Consider the following 18,779-nt stretch of genomic DNA (forward strand, 5'->3'; position numbering starts at 1 on the left):
CTCCTATTCGCCGCGCAGCGCCATGTCGTCCCGATGGACCATGGCGGCGCGCCCGGCATAGCCGAGGATCGTCTCGATTTCGCGTGTATTGCGGCCGGCTATGCGTTCGGCATCGCCGGCATCATAGGCGACGAGGCCACGTCCGACCTCCTCGCCCGAAAGCCCCTGGATCACGATCGCGTCGCCGCGCTGGAACCGGCCCTCGACACGGCGCACACCCGCCGGAAGCAGGCTCTTGCCGCTGCGCAGCGCCTTGACGGCGCCATCGTCGATGACGATCAGGCCGCGCGTCTCCAGATGGCCGGCGATCCATTTCTTGCGGGCCGTGACGGGATTGCTCTCGGGGAGGAACCACGTCGCCGCCGCGCCATCGGATATCCGCTTCAAGGGGTTCAGCGGCTTGCCGAGCGCGATCACCATGGTGGCGCCCGCTACCGTCGCGATCTTGGCGGCCTCGACCTTGGTCTTCATGCCGCCCTTCGAGAGCTCCGAACCCGGACCACCCGCGATCGACTCGATCTCCGGCGTGATCCGCTCCACGACCGGGATCAGCTTCGCGTCGGGATTGGATTGCGGCGGGGCCGTATAGAGCCCGTCAATATCGGAGAGCAGCACCAGCAGGTCGGCGCCCATCATCGAGGCGACGCGCGCGGCGAGACGGTCATTGTCGCCATAGCGAATCTCGCTCGTTGCGACGGTGTCGTTCTCGTTGATCACGGGAATGGCGCCGAGCCGGGTGAGCGTGCCGATGGTGGAGCGGGCGTTCAGATAGCGCCGCCGCTCCTCGGTATCGCCGAGCGTCAGCAGGATCTGGCCGGCCGTGATGCCGTGGCGCCCGAGCATTTCCGAATAGGCCCGCGCCAGTGCGATCTGCCCGACGGCGGCCGCCGCCTGGCTTTCCTCGAGCTTGAGCACGCCCTTGGGCAGGCCGAGCACGCCGCGCCCGAGCGCAATCGCGCCCGAAGAGACGAGCAGGATCTCGCGGCCGCCACTGGCGAGCCGCGCTATGTCGTCGACGAACGCTTCGAGCCAGTCCGCCCTGAGCTTGCCATTTGCGCGATCGACCAGCAGCGCCGATCCGACCTTGACCACGATCCGGCGAAAATCTTCCGGCTTGGGCCCGGGCGCGGCGGCAGCCGAGCGCTCCGCCATCACGCTCATGGCCGCCAGTGCTCCGATTTGGGCGACGGCACATCGTTCGGATCGATGGTGCGACCCTCGTCGATGATGCGCGCCAGCATGCGCAGCGCCGCTTCCATGCCCTGCCCCGTCGCGGCCGAGAGCACGATCGGGGGCGAACCCGCCACCTTGGCGAGCTGCCGCTTCTTCTTTTCGAGCTCGTCGGCGGGAATGGCATCCGCCTTGGACAGCGCCACGATCTCGCGCTTCTCGCCGAGCCCGCCGCCATAGGCCTCGAGCTCGCCGCGCACGACGACATAGGCCTCGGCCGGGTCTTCCTGCGTGCCGTCCACGAGATGAAGCAGCACGCGGCAGCGCTCGACATGGCCGAGGAAGCGGTCGCCGAGACCAGTGCCCTCATGCGCGCCCTCGATCAGGCCCGGAATATCGGCCATGACGAATTCACGCCCGTCAGAGCGCACGACGCCGAGGTTCGGATGCAGCGTGGTGAAGGGGTAATCGGCGATCTTCGGCTTCGCCGCCGAGACGGCCGCGAGGAAGGTCGATTTGCCGGCATTGGGCAGCCCGACGAGGCCGGCATCGGCGATCAGCTTCAGCCGCAGCCAGATCCAGCGCTCCAGCCCTGGCAGGCCCGGATTGGCCCGGCGTGGCGCCTGGTTGGTCGAGGTCTTGAAATGCGCATTGCCGAAGCCGCCATTGCCGCCCTTGGCGAGTAGCACGCGCTCGCCGACCCGCGTCAGGTCAGCGATCAGCGTCTCATTATCCTCGTCGAAAATCTGCGTGCCGACCGGGATCTTGAGCGTGACGTCGGCGCCACGGCCGCCGGCCATGTTGCGGCCCATGCCGTGCACGCCGGTCTTTGCCTTGAAATGCTGCTGGTAGCGATAGTCGATCAGCGTGTTGAGACCGTCGACGCACTCGGCCCAGACATCGCCGCCGCGCCCGCCATCACCGCCATCCGGTCCGCCGAACTCGATGAACTTCTCGCGCCGGAAAGACACGGATCCAGCACCTCCGTCGCCGGAGCGGATGAAAACCTTGGCTTCGTCGAGAAATTTCATGATTTGAACTCTAGGTGACGCGTACGCGTCAGAACCGTGTCGATATGCGAGAGATCGCGGCCAAGCGCAAGGTTGTGCTGCACCGAATGGCCCGTGATCTCGAATCCATAGCTGTTCTGGACCGCGAGCGAGCGCAGATTGCCTTCGAAGACCCCGGAGCGGATTTCCAGCACGGCGGGATTGGCGAAGGTCTCCGCGACCAGCGCGCCGACGGCCTCCGTCATGTAGCCCTTCCCCCAATGCGGCCGGGCGATCCAGTAGCCCAGGACCGGCGCACGACCGAAATCGCGCAGCGAAATCAGGCCGAGCGGACCATCGCGATCGATGATGTAGACCCGCTCATTGCCGGAGCCGCGTTGCCGCCGCTCCCAGAGCAGGAAACGCTCCGCCTCTTCCCGGTCATAGGGATAGGGAACGCGGGCCAGCCATCGCGTGACTTCGAAATCGCCGAGGCCGGCGGTGATCGCATCCGCATCCGACAATTCAGCCGGACGCAATACGAGCCGCTCGGTCTCGATGCGGCTTTCAGGCCGCGCTGCTCTCGTCAACATCATTGGCCGATCCCTCGACAATCCGTGCAGGGCCGAAATCCTGCATCACGCGCTCGGCTCCCCAAGCCTTCAGACTTTGCCAGACCCGGCGCTCCAGGACAAAGCGCTCGACGGGCACTGCGCCGCGCGTCGCGATCGAGCGAACCATGCCCGTATCGCGAAACTGGAAGCCACACTTCTCGACGACCCGTCGCGCCGAGCCGTTGGTGACGCGGATCGCGCAGATGAGCCGCATGACGCCGCCGCGGACAAAGGCATCGTCGATGACCGCATGGGCGATCTCGGTGCCGAAGCCCTGCCCCCAGAATCGCTCGGCGACCCAGAACGAGAGTTCGAAACCATCCGGCCAGACGGTGCTCGGCCGATGAAACCCTGCGCCGACCAGGCCACCCTGGTTGCGGGAGATGGCGATATGCGAGGCACCGGGCGCATCCTCGACCGAACGCTCGCGCTCGATCCAGATCTCGGCATCGGTGCGCCGATAGGGGTAGGGCACGGTGACGAGGTTCATCGCCACACGTGGATTATCGATCGCTGCTGCCAGGGCGGCCGCATCCTGAATGCCCGGGGGGCGCAGGATGAGACGCCGCGTCAGCAGCCGCCGTTCTTCGCCTTCGCTGGTCTCTTCGCTCGCATCGTCCCGCATTGGAGCCTCCCGATCGGGCCAATAGAAAAGGGGAGATGGTGTCCCATCTCCCCTGTTTCCTGACCGTCACGGTCCGCCGGGTCGATGCGACACCGGCGTTCACATGGAAAGGCCGGTATTACTCAGCAGCCTCCATCGTCGCCGGGGCGACGGAGACGTAAACACGACCATTGGCTTTCTGACGGAATGCTACATGTCCGTCCTGTACGGCGAAGATCGTGTGATCCTTGCCGAGGCCAACTCCGGTACCGGGATGCCATTGCGTCCCGCGCTGACGAATGATGATGTTGCCGGAGACGACAGCTTCGCCGCCGAACTTCTTCACGCCGAGACGGCGACCCGCGGAATCGCGACCGTTGCGCGACGAACCGCCTGCCTTTTTGTGTGCCATGATGGAACTCCTGATCCGTTTTTTAGGGCGCGCTCGAAAGCGCCGCTCACATAAGCCTTAAGCGCCGGCGACGATCTCGGTGATGCGAACCACCGTCTGATGCTGGCGATGACCACGGCTCCGCTTGGAATTCTGGCGGCGGCGCTTCTTGAAGACCAGGATCTTGCGGGTCCGGGTCTGGTCGACGATTTCAGCCGCGACCGAAGCACCCGCCACGAAGGGAGCGCCGACCGTCACGCCGTTCTCGCCGCCGAGGAGGAGAACCTCCCCAAAGGTGACCTTGTCGCCGGCTTCGCCGGTCAGGAGCTCGACTTCGAGCTCATCATTGGCGGCAACCGTGTACTGCTTGCCACCCGTCTTAATGACTGCGAACATTGTTTTTTCCAGTTGTTCAGCGCGGCCTCAAAGGACCAGCTTCTTCAGTCGAAGGGTTATGGAACAATAAGAGGCCACGGAAACGCGGCGTCCCTATCGCGGCGCATGTAGAAGGACTCGGTCCTGACTGTCAAGCGAAACAGGGCCGAAAACCGCCATTTCGTGGCCGTGAAAGAACCGCTCAGTCCGCTAAGCCGGCTTTGGCGGCGAGATCGGGCCGCCTTTCGCGCGTGAGCCGTTCGGCCTCGCGCCGGCGCCAGCGCAGAATTGCCGCGTGATCGCCCGAGAGGAGCACGTCCGGAATGCTGCGCCCTTCCCATTCGCGCGGACGGGTATAATGCGGATATTCGAGCAGGCCGGCCTCGAAACTCTCCTCCGTGCCCGAATCGGCGGCGCCCATGACGCCCGGCAACAGGCGGATCACCGCATCGAGCATCACCATGGCGCCGAGTTCGCCGCCGGAGAGCACATAGTCGCCGATCGAAACCTCTTCGAGGCCACGTCCCTCGATCACGCGTTCGTCGACGCCCTCGAAGCGGCCGCAGAGGATGATCGCGCCCGGCCCCTGGGCGAGATCGCGCACGCGCGCCTGCTCCAGCGGGCGGCCACGCGGGCTCATCAGGAAGCGGGGACGGCTGTCGCCGGGTGGTGTCGCGGCGTCGATGGCGGCCGCGACGATATCGGCGCGCATGACCATGCCGGGACCACCGCCGGCGGGCGTATCATCGACGTTGCGGTGCTTGCCGGTGGCGGAATCGCGGATGTTGCGGGCTTCCAGCGACCACTTGCCCTCGGCGAGCGCGCGCCCGGAAAGCGACTGGCCCAGCGGGCCGGGAAACATTTCCGGATAGAGCGTGAGGATCGTCGCCTGCCACGGAGCGGCGGGCGCGTTCACGCCTCCTCCTCCCCGGCCGCATCGTCCTCACGGACTTCGACCTCCGGCGGCGGCACGACGACGAGCTTGCCGCCCTTCACGTCGACGGTCGGAACGATCGCGCGCGTAAAGGGCACGTAGAAGCTGCGCCCCGCCGGGACCGGCTCGATCTCCAGCAAGTCGCCGGCGCCGAAATTCTGCACCGAGATGACCTTGCCATAGAGCGTACCATCCTCGAGCTCGGCACGGAGGCCGACCAAGTCGGCATGATAGAAATCATCCTCCTCCTCGAGCTCGGGCAGGGCCGAGCGCTCGACGAAGAGCTTGCGATTGCGCAGTGTCTCGGCGGCATTGCGATCGATCACGCCCTTGACGCGCGCAATGATGGAATCGCCCTGCATGCGCAGACCAAGGATCTCGACCACGCGGCCATCATCGAGCGTGAACGGGCCATAATCGGCAATGCCGAGCGGCGCATCCGTATAGCTCGCGAGCTTGATCTCGCCGCGAATGCCATGCGCGGCGCCGAACTGGCCGAGAAGGACTTTTTCCGAAGCGGACGCAGCCATTCTATCCCTTTCCGAGCACACCCCTTGAGGGACGCTTGCGGAACGTTTGCATCGTCCCGTCAGCTTTTCTTCTCCTCCCCGAAGGGGAAGGACAGGAAGGCGCCCCGCTCGCCGGCGGGACATGCCGGCGCCGGTCGCGTTCTGCGCCTGTTTCTGCCCGCTCCATCTCTCCCCCGGTCGGGGGAGAGTGCGCGGCATCGGCTTCACCGACAGGGCAGCTCTGCCATCAGGGGGGCGTCCAGGAGCCTCCCGGGCGGGGAGGCTCGGGAAAGCCTATTACTCGGCCGAAGCGGCGGCCTCGGCCTTCTTGGCCTTCTCGGCGGCGCGCTCCTGCGCCTTCTTGCCGGGGACGGCCTTCTCGGGATTGTTGCGCGTCTCGCGCTTCAGCAGGCCCGCATCGGCGAGGAAACGCTCGACGCGATCGGTCGCCTGCGCGCCGACCGACAGCCAGTGCTTCGCACGCTCGACATCGAGCACGACGCGCTTGTCGCTGTCCTTGGCGACCATCGGATCGAACGAGCCGATCTTCTCGATGAAGCGGCCATCACGCGGCGAACGGGCGTCGGCGATGACGATGCGGTAGAACGGACGCTTCTTGGCACCACCACGGGCGAGACGGATCTTGAGGGACATTTCTTCTTCCTTTCGAAACTGAATTCTTCAGAGGTTGGTCGGGCCTTTCGGCCCGCTATTTCTTCTTTCCAAGACCCGGGAAACCGCCGAGGCCGGGCAGCTTGCCGCCGCCGAGGCCCGGCAGACCGGGCATTCCCTTGCCGAGGCCGGGCGGGAGACCGCCGGGCATGCCGCCCGCGCCACCCATCTGCTTCGCCAATTTTTCAAGCTGGGCCGGATCGATGTTCGGCATGCCGCCGGGCGGCATTCCGCCACCCATGCCGCCGCCGAGCGCGCCCATCATCTTGCCGAGCATGCCGCCCTTGCCCTTGCCCATGGCCTTCATCATGTCGGCCATCTGGCGGTGCATCTTGAGCAGGCGGTTGACTTCCTCGACCTTCGTGCCCGAGCCGGCGGCGATGCGCTTCTTGCGGCTCGCCTTCAGGATGTCGGGATTGCGGCGCTCGGCCTTGGTCATGGACGAGATGATCGCGACCTGGCGCTTGATCATGCCATCGTCGAGATTGGCGCCTTCCATCTGCTTCTTGAGCTTGCCGACGCCGGGCAACATGCCCATCATGCCGGACATGCCGCCGATCTTCTCCATCTGGCGAAGCTGATCGGCGAGATCGTCGAGATCGAAGATGCCCTTGCGCATCTTCTCGGCCGCCTTCGCGGCCTGTTCCATGTCGATATTCTGCGCCGCCTTCTCGACGAGCGAGACGATGTCGCCCATGCCGAGAATGCGGTTGGCGATGCGGCCGGGATGGAAATCCTCGAGGTCCGTCGCCTTCTCGCCCGTACCGATCAGCTTGATCGGCTTGCCGGTGACGGCGCGCATCGAGAGAGCGGCACCGCCGCGACCGTCGCCATCGGCACGCGTCAGCACGATGCCGGTGATGCCGACGCGCTCGTCGAAGGAGCGGGCGAGATTGACGGCGTCCTGGCCGGTGAGGCTGTCGGCGACGAGCAGGATCTCGTGCGGCTTGGCGATGGCCTTGATGTCGGCCATCTCGACCATCAGCGGCTCGTCGATATGCGTGCGGCCGGCGGTGTCGAGGATGACGACGTCATAGCCGCCGAGTCGCGCCGCCTGCAGCGTGCGGGTCGCGATATCGGTCGGCGACTGGTTCGCCACGATCGGCAGCGTGTCGATGCCGTTCTGCTCGCCGAGGATACGGAGCTGCTCCTGCGCGGCGGGACGGCGCACGTCGAGCGACGCCATCAGCACCTTGCGCTTGTCGCGCTCCTTGAGGCGGCGGGCGATCTTGGCCGATGTGGTCGTCTTGCCCGAGCCCTGCAGGCCGACCATCATGATCGCCACCGGCGCCGGCGCGTTCAGATCGATGGTCTCGGCTTCCGAACCCAGCATCTCGACGAGCTGGTCGTGGACGATCTTGACGACCATCTGGCCGGGCGTGACCGAACGGATGACATCCGCGCCGACCGCCTTGGCGCGCACCTTGTCGGTGAAGGAGCGCACGACATCGAGCGCGACGTCGGCCTCGATCAGCGCGCGGCGCACTTCGCGCATCGCGTCGTTGACATCGCTCTCCGAAAGCGCACCGCGGCGGGTGAGCTTGTCGAATATGCCTGACAGCCGTTCTGACAGATTGTCGAACATCGGTTCCGTTTCCTCGGAGGGATCGCTTCCGATCCGCCGTATTAACAAATGAAATCAGCGCCCGCGGGCGCATCGCGCTGGCGGACGTTGACCTCCGGGATCTCGTCCCGGTCGGCGGCTCGGAGGATACCTCTTCGCAGAATTTCCGCGGGTTTCTACGTGGAAGCCGCGGCGAAGTCAATCAAGGGGCGCGGGAAACGCCACGCCCATCGGGAAACGGCCGGCGCGGCGGACATGCGCGGACGACATGCCGGCCGGCCGGAACGCGCTCAATAGCGGCTGATGGTGCCGCTCCGCATGATCGTGCCGCCGCGCGGCCCAGTCATGGTGCCGCCATAGGTCACCACGCCCGGCGCCGTGCGAACCGCCGCGCCGGAACGGCTGACGGTGCCGCCATAAGGGCCCGTCACGCTGCCGCTGCGCTGGCAGACACCATAGGCGCAATAGCCGGAGCCGCTCGTCACATAGGTCCCGCGCTGCGTCGTCACGCTGCCGTTCCGCGTCCAGGCGCTCGCGGGCGTCGCCAGCGCGACGAGGGCGAGGGTCGCAAGGGTGCCGGCCAGAAGCGGGCGGATCGTGTTCGTCGTCATCATCAAAGCTCTCCTTGGTGGATCGAGCGGGGCGGTCTCGACGGGGAGAGAATCCGGGATCGACTTTGCAGGGGATTTGCGTGGTTGCGGCAGGATGTAAAGATTTGTAACCGCGACCCCCGCCGGCATTGCTTGCGATGATCGCAGCGGGCAGGTTCGGACCATGGATCAGACGAGCAAACAGGCGGTCATCCTCATCGTCGAGGACGACCGCGAGATCGGCGCGCTGCTGAGCGAGTTTCTCGGCCGCGAAGGCTATGAGGTCGAGGTCGCATTGTCGGGCAGCGCCATGGACATGGCGCTCGGCCGAACCGAGCCGGATATGGTGATCCTGGATCTGATGCTACCGGGCGAGGACGGCCTCTCGATCTGCCGCCGCCTGCGCGCCCGGAGCCGGGTTCCGATCCTCATGCTCACCGCCAAGGATGACGATATAGACCGCATCGTCGGCCTGGAGCTCGGCGCCGACGATTATCTCGGCAAGCCGTTCAATCCGCGCGAACTTCTCGCCCGCATCCGCGCCATATTGCGCCGCAGCGGACGGGCGGTCGCCGAGGACGAGCCGCGCCGGCGGCGGCGCTTCCATGATTTCATCGTCGACATCGACATGCGCAGCCTCGAGATCGGGGAGCGCCGTGTCGCGCTCACCTCGGCCGAATTCGACCTGCTGGTCTGCTTCATAGAGCACCCACGCCGCGTACTCTCGCGCGACCAGCTTCTCGACTGGACGCGCGGCCGCATGTCGGACCCGCTGGACCGGACGATTGATGTCTCCGTGAGCCGCCTCAGGCGCAAGCTGACCGAGGCCGCGCCGGGCTCGGACGGGCTGATCACCACGGTCAGGAATGGCGGCTATCTGTTCGCGGCCGAGATGAGGGAAGGCTGACGCCATGATGCGGCTCAGCTTCGCCTGGCGGGTGACCCTCGTGGTAATTCTGGCGCTCGTCGCCGTCCAGCTCGGCTCGGCCGCGATCAATTTCGCCCGCCGGAGCGAGGCGACGGCGACCGGGCTGCGCTTCCCGTTCCCCGATCAGGTGGCCGCGCTCGTCGAACTGATCGAGACCTCTGATCCTGCCGATGAGCGATTGATCCTGCGGGCGCTGAACGGGCCGGGCCTGACCGCGGCGATCCGCGATACGCCGGCGCCGGTCGAGGTCGCGCTGCCCCGCATCTACTGGCTACAGAATGCCATCCGGCGAAACCTGCCCGATGGAGACGCGCGCCCGATCATCGCCGTTTCCGATACGACGCCCTTGCTGGAACTCGAGGTGGCGCGCGATCCGTTCTCGCTCTTCGTGCGCGAGCCCGTGCAGATCACGATCGGCCTTTCCCGAGGGCGGAGCCTCTTCATTCACTCCACCGACAATCTCTCCATCCGCCTGCTCGGCCTGCCCGCCGGCTTCCTCGCCGGTATTCTGGGCTTCATCGTCGCCAGCCTCGCCGGGCTCGCCATCCTGCGCGAAACACGGCCGCTCGCGAAACTCGCCAGCGCCGTCGAGCGATTCGGCCACGGCATGACGCCGGAAGCCATGCCCGAAAAGGGCGCGCCGGAGATGCGCTCGCTGATTCGCGCCTTCAACGCCATGCAAGCGCGCATCACACGGCTGGTGCATGGCCGGACCTTCGTGCTGGCGGCCATCGCCCATGATCTCCGGACCTACCTGACGCGGCTGAGGCTCCGCGTCGCGCTCATCCCGGAAGAGCACATCCGCGTTCCGGCCGAGCGCGATGTCGAGGACATGCAGGCGCTGCTCGAGCAGGCGCTGCTCTATGCCAAATCGACCCGGTACAGCGAGAGGCGCGAGCCGATCGATCTCGTCGCGTTCATCGACGATATCGCGGCGGTCCGACGCGAAGCCGGCGCCAAGGTCATCTTCGAGCATCCCCACAAGCCGTTCTCGATCGCCGGCGGGCGGCTCTCCCTTGCCAGCGCGATCGGAAACCTGATCGACAATGCCATCAATTACGGCGGCGCGGCCGACCTGTCGCTGGAAGAGCACGGCAGCGAGGTCGTGATTCTCGTCGAGGATCGCGGGCCGGGCATCCCCGAGAGCGACCGCGAGCGCGTGCTGGAGCCGTTCGAGCGGCTGGAGGGCTCACGGAGCCGCGATACGGGCGGCGCAGGCCTCGGCCTCGCCATCGTGCGCGAGGTTGTCGATGCCCATTCGGGGCGGGTCTTCATCGAGGACAGGCCCGGCGGCGGCGCGCGCGTCGGCATCGCGCTGCCACGCTGACCACCGCCCGCCATCCGGTGGGCGTCGCTCTTCAGCGGGCGATCATCGCGATCGGAAGGTCATTGCCGGGCGAACCCGGCAATGAATGATCAAAAAGAGGAATTGGAACCTACGGGCAGCTCTTGGCGACCGAATCGAGCGAAGCCGAGATACCGGAGAGGGAATAGGCATCCGTCGTCACCGTGCCGCGACGCGACGTCCCGGAGACCGACATGGCGTGGCCCTTCTTCATCGCCGCGATCAGCGAGGCCTCTTCGGCGGCGTTCTCGATCCAGGCGCCATCGTCCTTGGTGAACATCGAGAATTTCTGGCCGTCAATGTCGACCGTGACCTTAGAGCCTTCCTTGAAGGGATAGCCGATGATCACGGAGATCTCGCTGCGCACATTCTCGGCCGGCCGGGCGGTGACCATGAAATAGGCGGGATCACGCTTGGCGCCTTCCGGCTTCTGCGACTTGGGCTGCGAGGCGGCGTAGCACACCTTCCCGCGCGCGTCGGAATAGGCGTAGGCGCTCCAGTCCTTGAAGGTACCGACGCGATTCGGGGTCTGAGCATGCGCCACGCCGGCAAAAGCACCGACGAGGAGCGCGGCGGTCGCGATCCTGATTGCGTTCATTGTCTTTCCACCAAGTTTGCCAGCGCGCCGAACGGGCGGAACAATCCATAACCCGGGCAATTTAGTCAAATTGATAAGGTCGCGGTTAACATTTCGTGAACCACGTCCGCCCGGCACGCCAGTGACATGTGATGCCCCTGAATTGGTCGCGGCAATGGGGCAAGAGTGTGACTTGGCGTCAGAGACGCGTGACTTAGCGTCAGGAAGATCGCGCATTCCGGACGATCAGGTTGGATCGTCACCAGCGAGCGCACGGCGCGCCGCCTCGCGATGGACCGGCTTCAGATGAGCCCCGAGCAGGGTCACCGCGGTCATCAGCACCGCCGCATCATCGGTGAAGCCGATGCCGGCAATAAAGTCGGGGACGGCGTCGATCGGCAGCACGAAATAGGCGAGCGCGCCCATCAGCGTGACACGGACGCGCAGCGGCGTATCGCCGTCGAAGGCACAGAAATAGGCGGCCGCCACATCCTCGGCGAAGGGAATCCTGCGTGCCGCACGACGCATGGTCTTCCAGAAGCCGGCGCGGACCTTCTCCGCCTGCTCGTCGCTGCCTTCGGGTCCCAGAATATCGCCAGAGCGAACGTTGCCCATCGCACCATCCTTTCACACGCCAAAAGATATGGTGGGTCACGCCGCCTCTGCAAAGACCGCCGCACGACATATCGGCCGCAGCGGGTCCGGATGCCGGCCGCTCGTCAAGACGAGGGGCAGGCGCCTTTCGTGGCGGTCAGCCGGCGGGGCGCCTCGCCGGCAGCGGCGGGCTCAGCCCTTGCCGGCCAGTTGGTCGATCTTCTTCTGCATTTCGTCGAGCTGGCGCTTCAGCACGTCGAAATCGCCCTCGGACTTGGCGTCGGCCTTGGTCTCGGTCTTGCCATCCGCGCGGCCATTCGGCCGGTCGGTCGTCGGAACGGGATCGGGGCGTCCGCCGCTGAACGGCAGGAACATGCGCATCGCCTGTTCGAACATCTCGGTATTGCGCCGCACCGTCTCCTCGATCGCCGAGAAGGCGCTCGGTCCGAAGGCGTTGGCCATCTGGCCTCGCAGCTTGTCTGAATCGCGCGTCAGGCTGTCGATCGAGAAATCGAGATAGGTCGGCACCAGATTCTGCATCGAGTCGCCATAGAAGCGGATCAGCTGGCGCAGGAAGGTGATCGGCAGCAGGTTCTGGCCCTTGTTCTCCTGCTCGAAGATGATCTGGGTCAGCACCGAGCGGGTGATTTCCTCGCCCGACTTCGCGTCGAAGACGACGAAATCCTCGCCCGTCTTCACCATGGTGGCGAGATCCTCGAGCGTGACATAGGTCGAGGTGCCCGTGTTGTAGAGCCGGCGGTTGGCGTATTTCTTGATCGTCGTCGGTTCTTGATCCTTGGCCATGTCCGCTTCCATCACCCCTCTCGTGATTGATCGGCCGCGCCACGCCGGCGACCCCAAGGGGTCCTCGGTTGCAGCCCTTCTCCCACCTATACGATAGGTGTTTTCGTGCGGGACCGCCAATGTTTTGTGCAACGCATCAGTTCTGATTTGCTGCGCGATTGCTGCACTGCAGCAACGCATTCATGCTGCCTCTGGTTGACATGAACCATGGGAGCAGTCTCTCATCGCCTCAATCGCTGAACCCCCATCGCGAAGAGTTTCGCCAAGGAGTTTGTCATGGCTTCTGACAAGGATATCGTCATCGCAGCCGCCGGGCGCACCGCCGTCGGCGCCTTCAATGGCGCCTTCGGCACGACGCCGGCGCACCTTCTCGGCGCCGCCGTGATCAAGGGCGTGCTCGAGCGGGCGAAGACAGAAGCAGGCGAAGTCGACGAGGTCATTCTCGGCCAGGTGCTGACCGCCGCGCAGGGCCAGAATCCGGCCCGCCAGGCCTCCATCGCCGCGGGCCTGCCGATCGAAACCACCGCCTGGGGCCTCAACCAGGTCTGCGGCTCGGGCCTGCGCGCCGTGGCGCTCGGCCTGCAGCAGATCGCCAGTGACGACGCCGAGATCATCGTCGCCGGCGGCCAGGAATCGATGTCGCTCTCGACCCACGCCGCCTATCTGCGCGCCGGGACCAAGATGGGCGATCTCGGTCTCGTCGACACCATGATCAAGGACGGCCTCTGGGATGCCTTCAACGGCTATCACATGGGCATCACCGCCGAGAACGTGGCCCGCGAGTTCCAGATCACGCGCGGCCAGCAGGACGAGTTCGCCGTCGCCTCGCAGAACAAGGCCGAGGCGGCGCAGAAGGCTGGCAGGTTCAAGGACGAGATCATTCCCTTCACGGTCTCGACCCGCAAGGGCGACATCATCGTCGACCAGGACGAATATATCCGCGCCGGCGCGACGCTCGAATCCGTCGCCAAGCTGCGCCCGGCCTTCACCAAGGACGGGACGGTCACCGCCGCCAACGCGTCGGGCCTCAATGACGGCGCCGCCGCCGTCGTGCTGATGACGGCGGGCGAAGCCGCCAGGCGCGGCCTGACCCCGCTCGCCCGCATCGCATCGTGGGCTACGGCCGGTGTCGACCCCGCTTTGATGGGCACGGGCCCGATTCCCGCCTCGCGCAAGGCGCTCGCCAAGGCCGGTTGGTCGAAGGACGAACTCGATCTCGTCGAGGCCAACGAGGCCTTCGCCGCGCAGGCCTGCGCCGTGAACAAGGAACTCGGCTGGGATCCCGAGAAGGTCAACGTCAATGGCGGCGCCATCGCGATCGGCCACCCGATCGGCGCCTCGGGCGCCCGCATCCTGGTCACGCTGCTGCACGAGATGATCCGTCGCGACGCCAAGAAGGGCCTCGCGACGCTCTGCATCGGCGGCGGCATGGGCATCGCGCTCACGGTCGAGCGCTGAGATTAAACGGCTCCAGGCATCGGGCATAAACCGATCCGGACAAGCAGGGGGAAAACATGGGTAGAGTCGCCCTCGTCACAGGCGGTACGCGCGGCATTGGCGCGGCAATCGCCATCGCCCTGAAGGGCTCGGGCTATACGGTGGCTTCCACCTTTGCCGGCAATGTCGAGAAGGCGCACGCCTTCCGCGACGAGACCGGCATCGCCGTGTTCCAGTGGGATGTCGGCGATGCCGCCGCCTGCGCCGCGGGCATCGCCGAGGTCGAGGCGGCCGTCGGGCCGGTCGAGATCCTCGTCAATAATGCCGGCATCACCCGCGACGGCTGGTTCCACAAGATGGACTACGATGCCTGGTCGGCGGTGCTGCGCACCAATCTCGATTCGATGTTCACCATGACGCGGCCCGTCATCGAGGGCATGCGTGATCGCGGCTTCGGCCGCATCATCAACATCTCCTCGATCAATGGCCAGAAGGGCCAGCTCGGCCAGGTGAACTACTCGGCCGCAAAGGCCGGCGTGATCGGCTTCACCAAGGCGCTGGCGCTGGAAAATGCCCGCAAGGGCATCACGGTCAACTGCATCTGCCCCGGCTATATCGACACCGACATGGTGGCGGGCGTGCCCGAGAAGGTTCTGGAAGGGATCATTGCGCAGATCCCGGTCGGCCGCCTCGGCAATGCCGATGAAATCGGCGCCGTCGTCGGCTATCTCGCCTCGGATCAGAGCGCCTTCATGACGGGCGCCGTGCTGACGATCAATGGCGGCCAGTACATCGCCAATGGCTGAAGCCGATGGGACCGGGCCTCTGGTCCGGTCGCCGATCATCGCCTCATAAGGGCCGCCTGTCGCGACGGGCCCCTCGCTACCGAGCCGCCCGCGCTACTTGCCGGGCGGCTTTCTGTTTTGGCTGTAGGCGGCGAGGATGCGCTGGATCTCGTCGCCGATATCGCCATCCTCCTCGACCGGCGGTGTCGGCTGACGGACGACCGCCTTGGGCTGGGGCGCACGCGGCAATGCCGGCGCAGCGCTGGGCGCCGGCGCGTTGCGCGCCTTGACCGGCGCGATGTCCTCGGGAGCCGGCGCGGGTGCGGCCGCCTGTTCCGCCTCCTCGTTCACGACCAGGACATCCACCGCCTCGGCAATCGCCGCCAGGATCGAACTCTCGATCGGATCCTTGCCATCGGCCGCCTGATCAGCCGCGCTCGCCGCGGGACGACGCGCCGGCGGTCGCAGGGCAACAGGGCTCGACGGCCGGGGCGCAGGCGCCCGGGGCGGAACGGGCGCCTCCGGCTCTGGCGTGGCGGGACGGGCAAGCCGCGAGCGCGGCGGCGCGATCAAGGGGCGCGGACGGGGCTCCTCGACCGGCTGCGGCGGTTCATCCGGCACAGCCTCGGCCTTCGGAGCCGGCGCAGGCGCGGGCTCAACTGCGACCGGCGGAGGCGGCGTGACAATGACCTCCGGCTGCTCGATGACGGGCTCGGGAGCCGGCGGGTCAACGGGCGGCGGCGCCGCAACGGGGGCGGGAGCGGCGGCAGCCTTGCGGGGAGCCGGTGCCGGCTCCGGCGAAGGAGCGGGGATCGGCCGAACCTGGATCGGCCGAACCGGCTGGGGAATGGCCGCAGCGGGCGGCGGCACCGTGATCGGGCGCGGGGCACGCGGAGCCGACGGCTCGGGCGCCGGCATGGCCGGCGGCGCGGGAATGGGCGAAAGCCGGGCTGTCGATCCGGACGCGCGCTGCGGCGCCTCGGGCTCGGCCGCAACCGGCTTCGGAGCCGGCCGGGCGGGCGCCTCTATCGCAGCCGGAGCCGAAGCCGCAGCCGGCGTGCCGTTGCCGCGCCCGACGATCCACGCATGGATGCGCTCTTCGACACCCTCATCCGTATCGATGCCGGCGCTGCGCGCGAGATAGAGCACCTGCTCCTTGAACACCTCCGCCAGCCTCTGCGGCGTATCCGTGGTCGAGAAGACGTGTCCCTTGAGGGCAAGGCCCTTGACGACGAAGGCGACCTGGCGCCGCGACACGTTGCGTCCGCCGGCGACCATGCGCGCGGCCACGTTCTCGGCCGTCGCCTGGAAATGGTAGCCCTTCTCCGACACTTCGCTCGCCAGCGCGCGGAAGAGCTCGGAATAGACCTTGGGCGAATAGAGCGGGACGTTCGCCATCTGGTGGATGCGGCGGGCGAGAACGGCCAGCTCATCCTTTTCGTGGCCGGGGCGACCGGGGGTCGCTTCCTCGTCCACGTCTTCGATTTCCGGCGCGTCGGTATCGGCGATCGGCGCCAGCAACGCGATCAGCGCCTGCTCGTCGACGGCCCCGTCCGCGATCGCCCGGTAGCCCGCGGCCGTCATCACGGTCGAATAGATGGTGGTCGAACGATTATAGGAACGCAGCCGGAAAATGACGGGGGTCAGGTCGGAATCGGCCGAGAGAAGGATGAACTCCTCGAAGCCGGTCTGGTGGCCGAGCGCGTCGACGGTGTCGAGCACCATCTGGATTTCAGCGGAATTGCGCTCGCGGCCGGGGAGAGGCGGGCAATCGACGATCTGGAAGCCCTGCGACTGAAAGGCCGGCCGCGCCTTGCCGAGCAGCTTGGGATCGGCATAGCAGCGGCGCATCAGGATCCGGCGCCGAACCGGCGTCTCGCCCCGCGGCTCGATCAGGAGACCCGCTTCGATCGCTTCGATCCAGGTCTGAGGGCGCAGGGCAAAACGTCGGGCGATGCCGGGATCACGTGCGCGCAGGCTCAGATAAAGACTGTCGTAATCGACGAACAATACACTCTTGACAGTGGCCGTCATGAACTCTCCCTGCGGCGCATCCAGGTCTTCCGTCCCCGGCGGGCGAAAAAACGCAGCCGAAGCCCCCTTCGACCGACCCCTCTTGACCGAGCGTCCAACCTTTTAGCGATTCCTCCCGCGCCTGTCTCGCCTCGCAACAAGAATTGAACGCATCCCAGGTCCGGTTCCAGCTCCCGCCTGACCCAACGTCAGGCAGGAGCGTTTGACGCGGCGCCTCAGTGCCGGAAGTGACGCATTCCGGTGAAGACCATGGCGATGCCGGCCGCATCGGCGGCCGCGATCACTTCATCGTCCCGCATCGATCCGCCCGGCTGGATCACGGCCGTGGCACCCGCCTCGACAGCCGCCAGCAGACCGTCCGCGAACGGGAAGAATGCATCGGAGGCGACAACCGATCCCTTGGCGAGCGTCTCCTCGAGCCCGGCCGTCCGAGCGGCATCGGCCGCCTTCTTCGCGGCGATGGTGGAGGAATCGACGCGGCTCATCTGGCCTGCGCCGATGCCCACCGTCGCGCCGTGCCGCGCATAGACGATGGCGTTCGACTTCACATGCTTGGCGACGCGGAAGGCGAAGATCAGGTCGGCCAGTTCGGCCGCCGTCGGCGTGCGCCGCGTCACGATCTTCAGATCGCCGACGCCGATACGTCCCGCATCGCGGTTCTGGACCAGAAGCCCGCCGGCAACGGTACGGACCGTCAGGCCCGGCGTCGCCGGGTCCGGCAATCCGCCGGCGACCAGCAGGCGGAGGTTCTTCTTGGCCGCGACGATCGCCACCGCCTCGTCGGTCGCATCCGGCGCGATGATCACCTCGGTGAAGATCTCGACGATCCGGCGCGCCGCCTCGGCATCGAGCGTCCGGTTGAGCGCGACGATGCCGCCAAAGGCCGATACGGGGTCGGAGCGCAGCGCCAACTCATAGGCCTCGGCAATCGTCGAGGCCGTCGCCACACCCGATGGGTTCGCGTGCTTGATGATCGCGACTGCGGCCGTCTCGTCCGGATCGAACTCGGCCACCAGCTCATAGGCGGCGTCGGTATCGTTGATATTGTTGTAGGAAAGCTGCTTGCCCTGCAGCTGGCGGGCGGTGGCGACGCCGGGGCGCTTGTCGCCCGTCACATAGAAAGCCGCCGATTGATGTGGGTTCTCGCCATAGCGCATGACCTCGCGCAGCGAGCCGCCGAAGCTGCGATAGGCGGGCGTCTCAATATCGAGCACGCGCGCAAACCAGCCGGAGACCGTCGCATCATAGGCCGCCGTGCGGGCAAAGGCCTTGGCCGCGAGATGCTTGCGGAATTCGAGCGAGGTCGCGCCGCCATTGGCCTCCAGCGTCTCCAGCACGGAGGCGTAGTCCGCCGGGTCGACGACGATGGTCACGAAGGCGTGGTTCTTCGCCGAGGCGCGGACCATGGCCGGTCCGCCAATGTCGATATTCTCGACCGCCGTCGCGTAGTCGGCGTTCTTCGCGATGGTCTCCTCGAACGGATAGAGGTTCACCACGACGAGATCGAACGGCTCGATGCCGTGCTCGGCCATCTCGGCCGCATGGGTCGGCTCATTGCGAATGCCGAGAATGCCGCCATGGATCATCGGATGCAGCGTCTTGACGCGGCCACCGAGAATTTCGGGAAAGCCGATGACATCGGCGACGTTGGTGGCCGGCAGTCCGGCGGAGACCAGCGCCTTGCAGGTCGAGCCGGTCGCGACGAGCGCGACGCCCCGCTCGTGCAGCGCGCGCGCCAGATCGATCAGGCCCGTCGAATCCGAGACCGAGAAAAGAGCACGTTTCATCGGAACGAGGTCGGGCATCTCGACCTTCGGCGCTAGCACGGCCATGGCATCCTCACGGGTGATTGTGACGAGCCGG

The 18,779-nt window shown here is 66.4% G+C and carries 20 protein-coding genes; 4 read left to right on the forward strand and 16 right to left on the reverse strand.

The features are described 5' to 3' along the window. Positions 1 to 3 precede the first annotated feature (3 nt). From proB to QO014_RS08240, 11 genes are all read right to left on the reverse strand, one after another. On the reverse strand, positions 4 to 1,161 hold the full coding sequence (gene proB / locus QO014_RS08190) for a glutamate 5-kinase (protein ID WP_266348192.1): 1,158 nt from the start codon (positions 1,159 to 1,161) through the stop codon (positions 4 to 6). After that, entirely contained in the window at positions 1,158 to 2,201 is a 1,044-nt protein-coding gene (obgE, locus tag QO014_RS08195; RefSeq protein ID WP_266348193.1) for a GTPase ObgE, read from the reverse strand. The genes proB and obgE overlap by 4 nt, the downstream gene beginning before the upstream one ends. Then, positions 2,198 to 2,755 (reverse strand): GNAT family N-acetyltransferase, encoded by a 558-nt coding sequence (locus QO014_RS08200; RefSeq protein ID WP_266348194.1) that lies wholly within the window; start codon positions 2,753 to 2,755, stop codon positions 2,198 to 2,200. The genes obgE and QO014_RS08200 overlap by 4 nt, the downstream gene beginning before the upstream one ends. Continuing rightward, positions 2,727 to 3,398 carry a GNAT family N-acetyltransferase gene (locus tag QO014_RS08205; RefSeq protein WP_266348195.1) on the reverse strand — a complete coding sequence of 224 codons (672 nt, stop codon included), beginning with the start codon at positions 3,396 to 3,398 and terminating at the stop codon, positions 2,727 to 2,729. Before QO014_RS08205 ends, QO014_RS08200 begins: the two co-directional genes overlap by 29 nt. Before the next feature lie 118 nt (positions 3,399 to 3,516). Continuing rightward, complete coding sequence (gene rpmA, locus QO014_RS08210) at positions 3,517 to 3,789, reverse strand: 50S ribosomal protein L27 (protein WP_266348196.1); 273 nt, start codon at positions 3,787 to 3,789, stop codon at positions 3,517 to 3,519. A gap of 57 nt (positions 3,790 to 3,846) precedes the next feature. Next, positions 3,847 to 4,164, reverse strand: coding sequence for a 50S ribosomal protein L21 (gene rplU / locus QO014_RS08215; RefSeq protein WP_266348197.1), 318 nt, complete (start codon positions 4,162 to 4,164; stop codon positions 3,847 to 3,849). 181 nt (positions 4,165 to 4,345) lie between these two features. Continuing rightward, a complete protein-coding gene (gene trmD, locus QO014_RS08220; protein ID WP_266348198.1) occupies positions 4,346 to 5,059 on the reverse strand; it encodes a tRNA (guanosine(37)-N1)-methyltransferase TrmD in 714 nt (237 codons plus the stop codon). After that, on the reverse strand, positions 5,056 to 5,607 hold the full coding sequence (rimM, locus tag QO014_RS08225) for a ribosome maturation factor RimM (protein ID WP_266348199.1): 552 nt from the start codon (positions 5,605 to 5,607) through the stop codon (positions 5,056 to 5,058). The genes trmD and rimM overlap by 4 nt, the downstream gene beginning before the upstream one ends. A 276-nt stretch (positions 5,608 to 5,883) precedes the next feature. Continuing rightward, positions 5,884 to 6,240, reverse strand: a complete 357-nt coding sequence (rpsP, locus tag QO014_RS08230; protein ID WP_266348200.1) for a 30S ribosomal protein S16 — start codon at positions 6,238 to 6,240, stop codon at positions 5,884 to 5,886. 55 nt (positions 6,241 to 6,295) lie between these two features. After that, positions 6,296 to 7,843 (reverse strand): signal recognition particle protein, encoded by a 1,548-nt coding sequence (gene ffh / locus QO014_RS08235; RefSeq protein ID WP_266348201.1) that lies wholly within the window; start codon positions 7,841 to 7,843, stop codon positions 6,296 to 6,298. A 269-nt stretch (positions 7,844 to 8,112) separates the two neighbouring features. After that, on the reverse strand, positions 8,113 to 8,436 hold the full coding sequence (locus QO014_RS08240; protein WP_266348202.1) for a hypothetical protein: 324 nt from the start codon (positions 8,434 to 8,436) through the stop codon (positions 8,113 to 8,115). 160 nt (positions 8,437 to 8,596) lie between these two features. On the opposite strand from QO014_RS08240, the gene QO014_RS08245 reads away from it, so the two are divergent. After that, positions 8,597 to 9,319, forward strand: coding sequence for a response regulator (locus QO014_RS08245; protein WP_266348203.1), 723 nt, complete (start codon positions 8,597 to 8,599; stop codon positions 9,317 to 9,319). A gap of 4 nt (positions 9,320 to 9,323) precedes the next feature. Continuing rightward, positions 9,324 to 10,667 carry an ATP-binding protein gene (locus tag QO014_RS08250; RefSeq protein WP_266348204.1) on the forward strand — a complete coding sequence of 448 codons (1,344 nt, stop codon included), beginning with the start codon at positions 9,324 to 9,326 and terminating at the stop codon, positions 10,665 to 10,667. Between the two features lie 109 nt (positions 10,668 to 10,776). On the opposite strand, the gene QO014_RS08255 is transcribed toward QO014_RS08250, so the two are convergent. From QO014_RS08255 to phaR, 3 genes are all read right to left on the reverse strand, one after another. Next, positions 10,777 to 11,283, reverse strand: a complete 507-nt coding sequence (locus tag QO014_RS08255) for an invasion associated locus B family protein (protein WP_266348205.1) — start codon at positions 11,281 to 11,283, stop codon at positions 10,777 to 10,779. 225 nt (positions 11,284 to 11,508) lie between these two features. Further along, entirely contained in the window at positions 11,509 to 11,877 is a 369-nt protein-coding gene (locus tag QO014_RS08260; RefSeq protein WP_266348206.1) for a YkvA family protein, read from the reverse strand. Between the two features lie 171 nt (positions 11,878 to 12,048). After that, positions 12,049 to 12,660 carry a polyhydroxyalkanoate synthesis repressor PhaR gene (gene phaR / locus QO014_RS08265; RefSeq protein WP_266348207.1) on the reverse strand — a complete coding sequence of 204 codons (612 nt, stop codon included), beginning with the start codon at positions 12,658 to 12,660 and terminating at the stop codon, positions 12,049 to 12,051. Positions 12,661 to 12,936: 276 nt separating this feature from the next. Between phaR and QO014_RS08270 the strand changes: the two genes are divergently transcribed. Together QO014_RS08270 and phbB are read left to right on the forward strand one after the other, a co-directional pair. Continuing rightward, positions 12,937 to 14,118: an acetyl-CoA C-acetyltransferase gene (locus QO014_RS08270; protein ID WP_266348208.1), complete on the forward strand. Its 1,182-nt coding sequence runs from the start codon at positions 12,937 to 12,939 to the stop codon at positions 14,116 to 14,118. A 56-nt stretch (positions 14,119 to 14,174) separates the two neighbouring features. Next, positions 14,175 to 14,903 carry an acetoacetyl-CoA reductase gene (phbB, locus tag QO014_RS08275; RefSeq protein ID WP_266348209.1) on the forward strand — a complete coding sequence of 243 codons (729 nt, stop codon included), beginning with the start codon at positions 14,175 to 14,177 and terminating at the stop codon, positions 14,901 to 14,903. Positions 14,904 to 14,996: 93 nt separating this feature from the next. On the opposite strand, the gene QO014_RS08280 is transcribed toward phbB, so the two are convergent. Together QO014_RS08280 and purH are read right to left on the reverse strand one after the other, a co-directional pair. After that, entirely contained in the window at positions 14,997 to 16,916 is a 1,920-nt protein-coding gene (locus QO014_RS08280; RefSeq protein ID WP_266348210.1) for an NYN domain-containing protein, read from the reverse strand. Between the two features lie 215 nt (positions 16,917 to 17,131). Beyond that, entirely contained in the window at positions 17,132 to 18,748 is a 1,617-nt protein-coding gene (gene purH, locus QO014_RS08285; RefSeq protein WP_266348211.1) for a bifunctional phosphoribosylaminoimidazolecarboxamide formyltransferase/IMP cyclohydrolase, read from the reverse strand. Between the last annotated feature and the right edge of the window lie 31 nt (positions 18,749 to 18,779).

Origin of the sequence: Kaistia dalseonensis, assembly GCF_030814715.1 — a bacterium.
Classification (GTDB): Bacteria; Pseudomonadota; Alphaproteobacteria; order Rhizobiales; family Kaistiaceae; genus Kaistia; species Kaistia dalseonensis.

Bases quoted from the DNA above. Each gene is read 5' to 3' on its own strand.
- QO014_RS08255 (WP_266348205.1), bottom strand. From the start codon at position 11,283: ATGAACGCAATCAGGATCGCGACCGCCGCGCTCCTCGTCGGTGCTTTT.
- QO014_RS08240 (WP_266348202.1), bottom strand. From the start codon at position 8,436: ATGATGACGACGAACACGATCCGCCCGCTTCTGGCCGGCACCCTTGCG.
- rimM (WP_266348199.1), bottom strand. From the start codon at position 5,607: ATGGCTGCGTCCGCTTCGGAAAAAGTCCTTCTCGGCCAGTTCGGCGCC.
- obgE (WP_266348193.1), bottom strand. From the start codon at position 2,201: ATGAAATTTCTCGACGAAGCCAAGGTTTTCATCCGCTCCGGCGACGGA.
- rplU (WP_266348197.1), bottom strand. From the start codon at position 4,164: ATGTTCGCAGTCATTAAGACGGGTGGCAAGCAGTACACGGTTGCCGCC.
- purH (WP_266348211.1), bottom strand. From the start codon at position 18,748: ATGGCCGTGCTAGCGCCGAAGGTCGAGATGCCCGACCTCGTTCCGATG.
- QO014_RS08245 (WP_266348203.1), top strand. From the start codon at position 8,597: ATGGATCAGACGAGCAAACAGGCGGTCATCCTCATCGTCGAGGACGAC.
- QO014_RS08250 (WP_266348204.1), top strand. From the start codon at position 9,324: ATGATGCGGCTCAGCTTCGCCTGGCGGGTGACCCTCGTGGTAATTCTG.
- rpsP (WP_266348200.1), bottom strand. From the start codon at position 6,240: ATGTCCCTCAAGATCCGTCTCGCCCGTGGTGGTGCCAAGAAGCGTCCG.
- QO014_RS08200 (WP_266348194.1), bottom strand. From the start codon at position 2,755: ATGATGTTGACGAGAGCAGCGCGGCCTGAAAGCCGCATCGAGACCGAG.
- phaR (WP_266348207.1), bottom strand. From the start codon at position 12,660: ATGGCCAAGGATCAAGAACCGACGACGATCAAGAAATACGCCAACCGC.
- QO014_RS08205 (WP_266348195.1), bottom strand. From the start codon at position 3,398: ATGCGGGACGATGCGAGCGAAGAGACCAGCGAAGGCGAAGAACGGCGG.
- QO014_RS08280 (WP_266348210.1), bottom strand. From the start codon at position 16,916: ATGACGGCCACTGTCAAGAGTGTATTGTTCGTCGATTACGACAGTCTT.
- QO014_RS08270 (WP_266348208.1), top strand. From the start codon at position 12,937: ATGGCTTCTGACAAGGATATCGTCATCGCAGCCGCCGGGCGCACCGCC.
- phbB (WP_266348209.1), top strand. From the start codon at position 14,175: ATGGGTAGAGTCGCCCTCGTCACAGGCGGTACGCGCGGCATTGGCGCG.
- QO014_RS08260 (WP_266348206.1), bottom strand. From the start codon at position 11,877: ATGGGCAACGTTCGCTCTGGCGATATTCTGGGACCCGAAGGCAGCGAC.
- ffh (WP_266348201.1), bottom strand. From the start codon at position 7,843: ATGTTCGACAATCTGTCAGAACGGCTGTCAGGCATATTCGACAAGCTC.
- proB (WP_266348192.1), bottom strand. From the start codon at position 1,161: ATGAGCGTGATGGCGGAGCGCTCGGCTGCCGCCGCGCCCGGGCCCAAG.
- rpmA (WP_266348196.1), bottom strand. From the start codon at position 3,789: ATGGCACACAAAAAGGCAGGCGGTTCGTCGCGCAACGGTCGCGATTCC.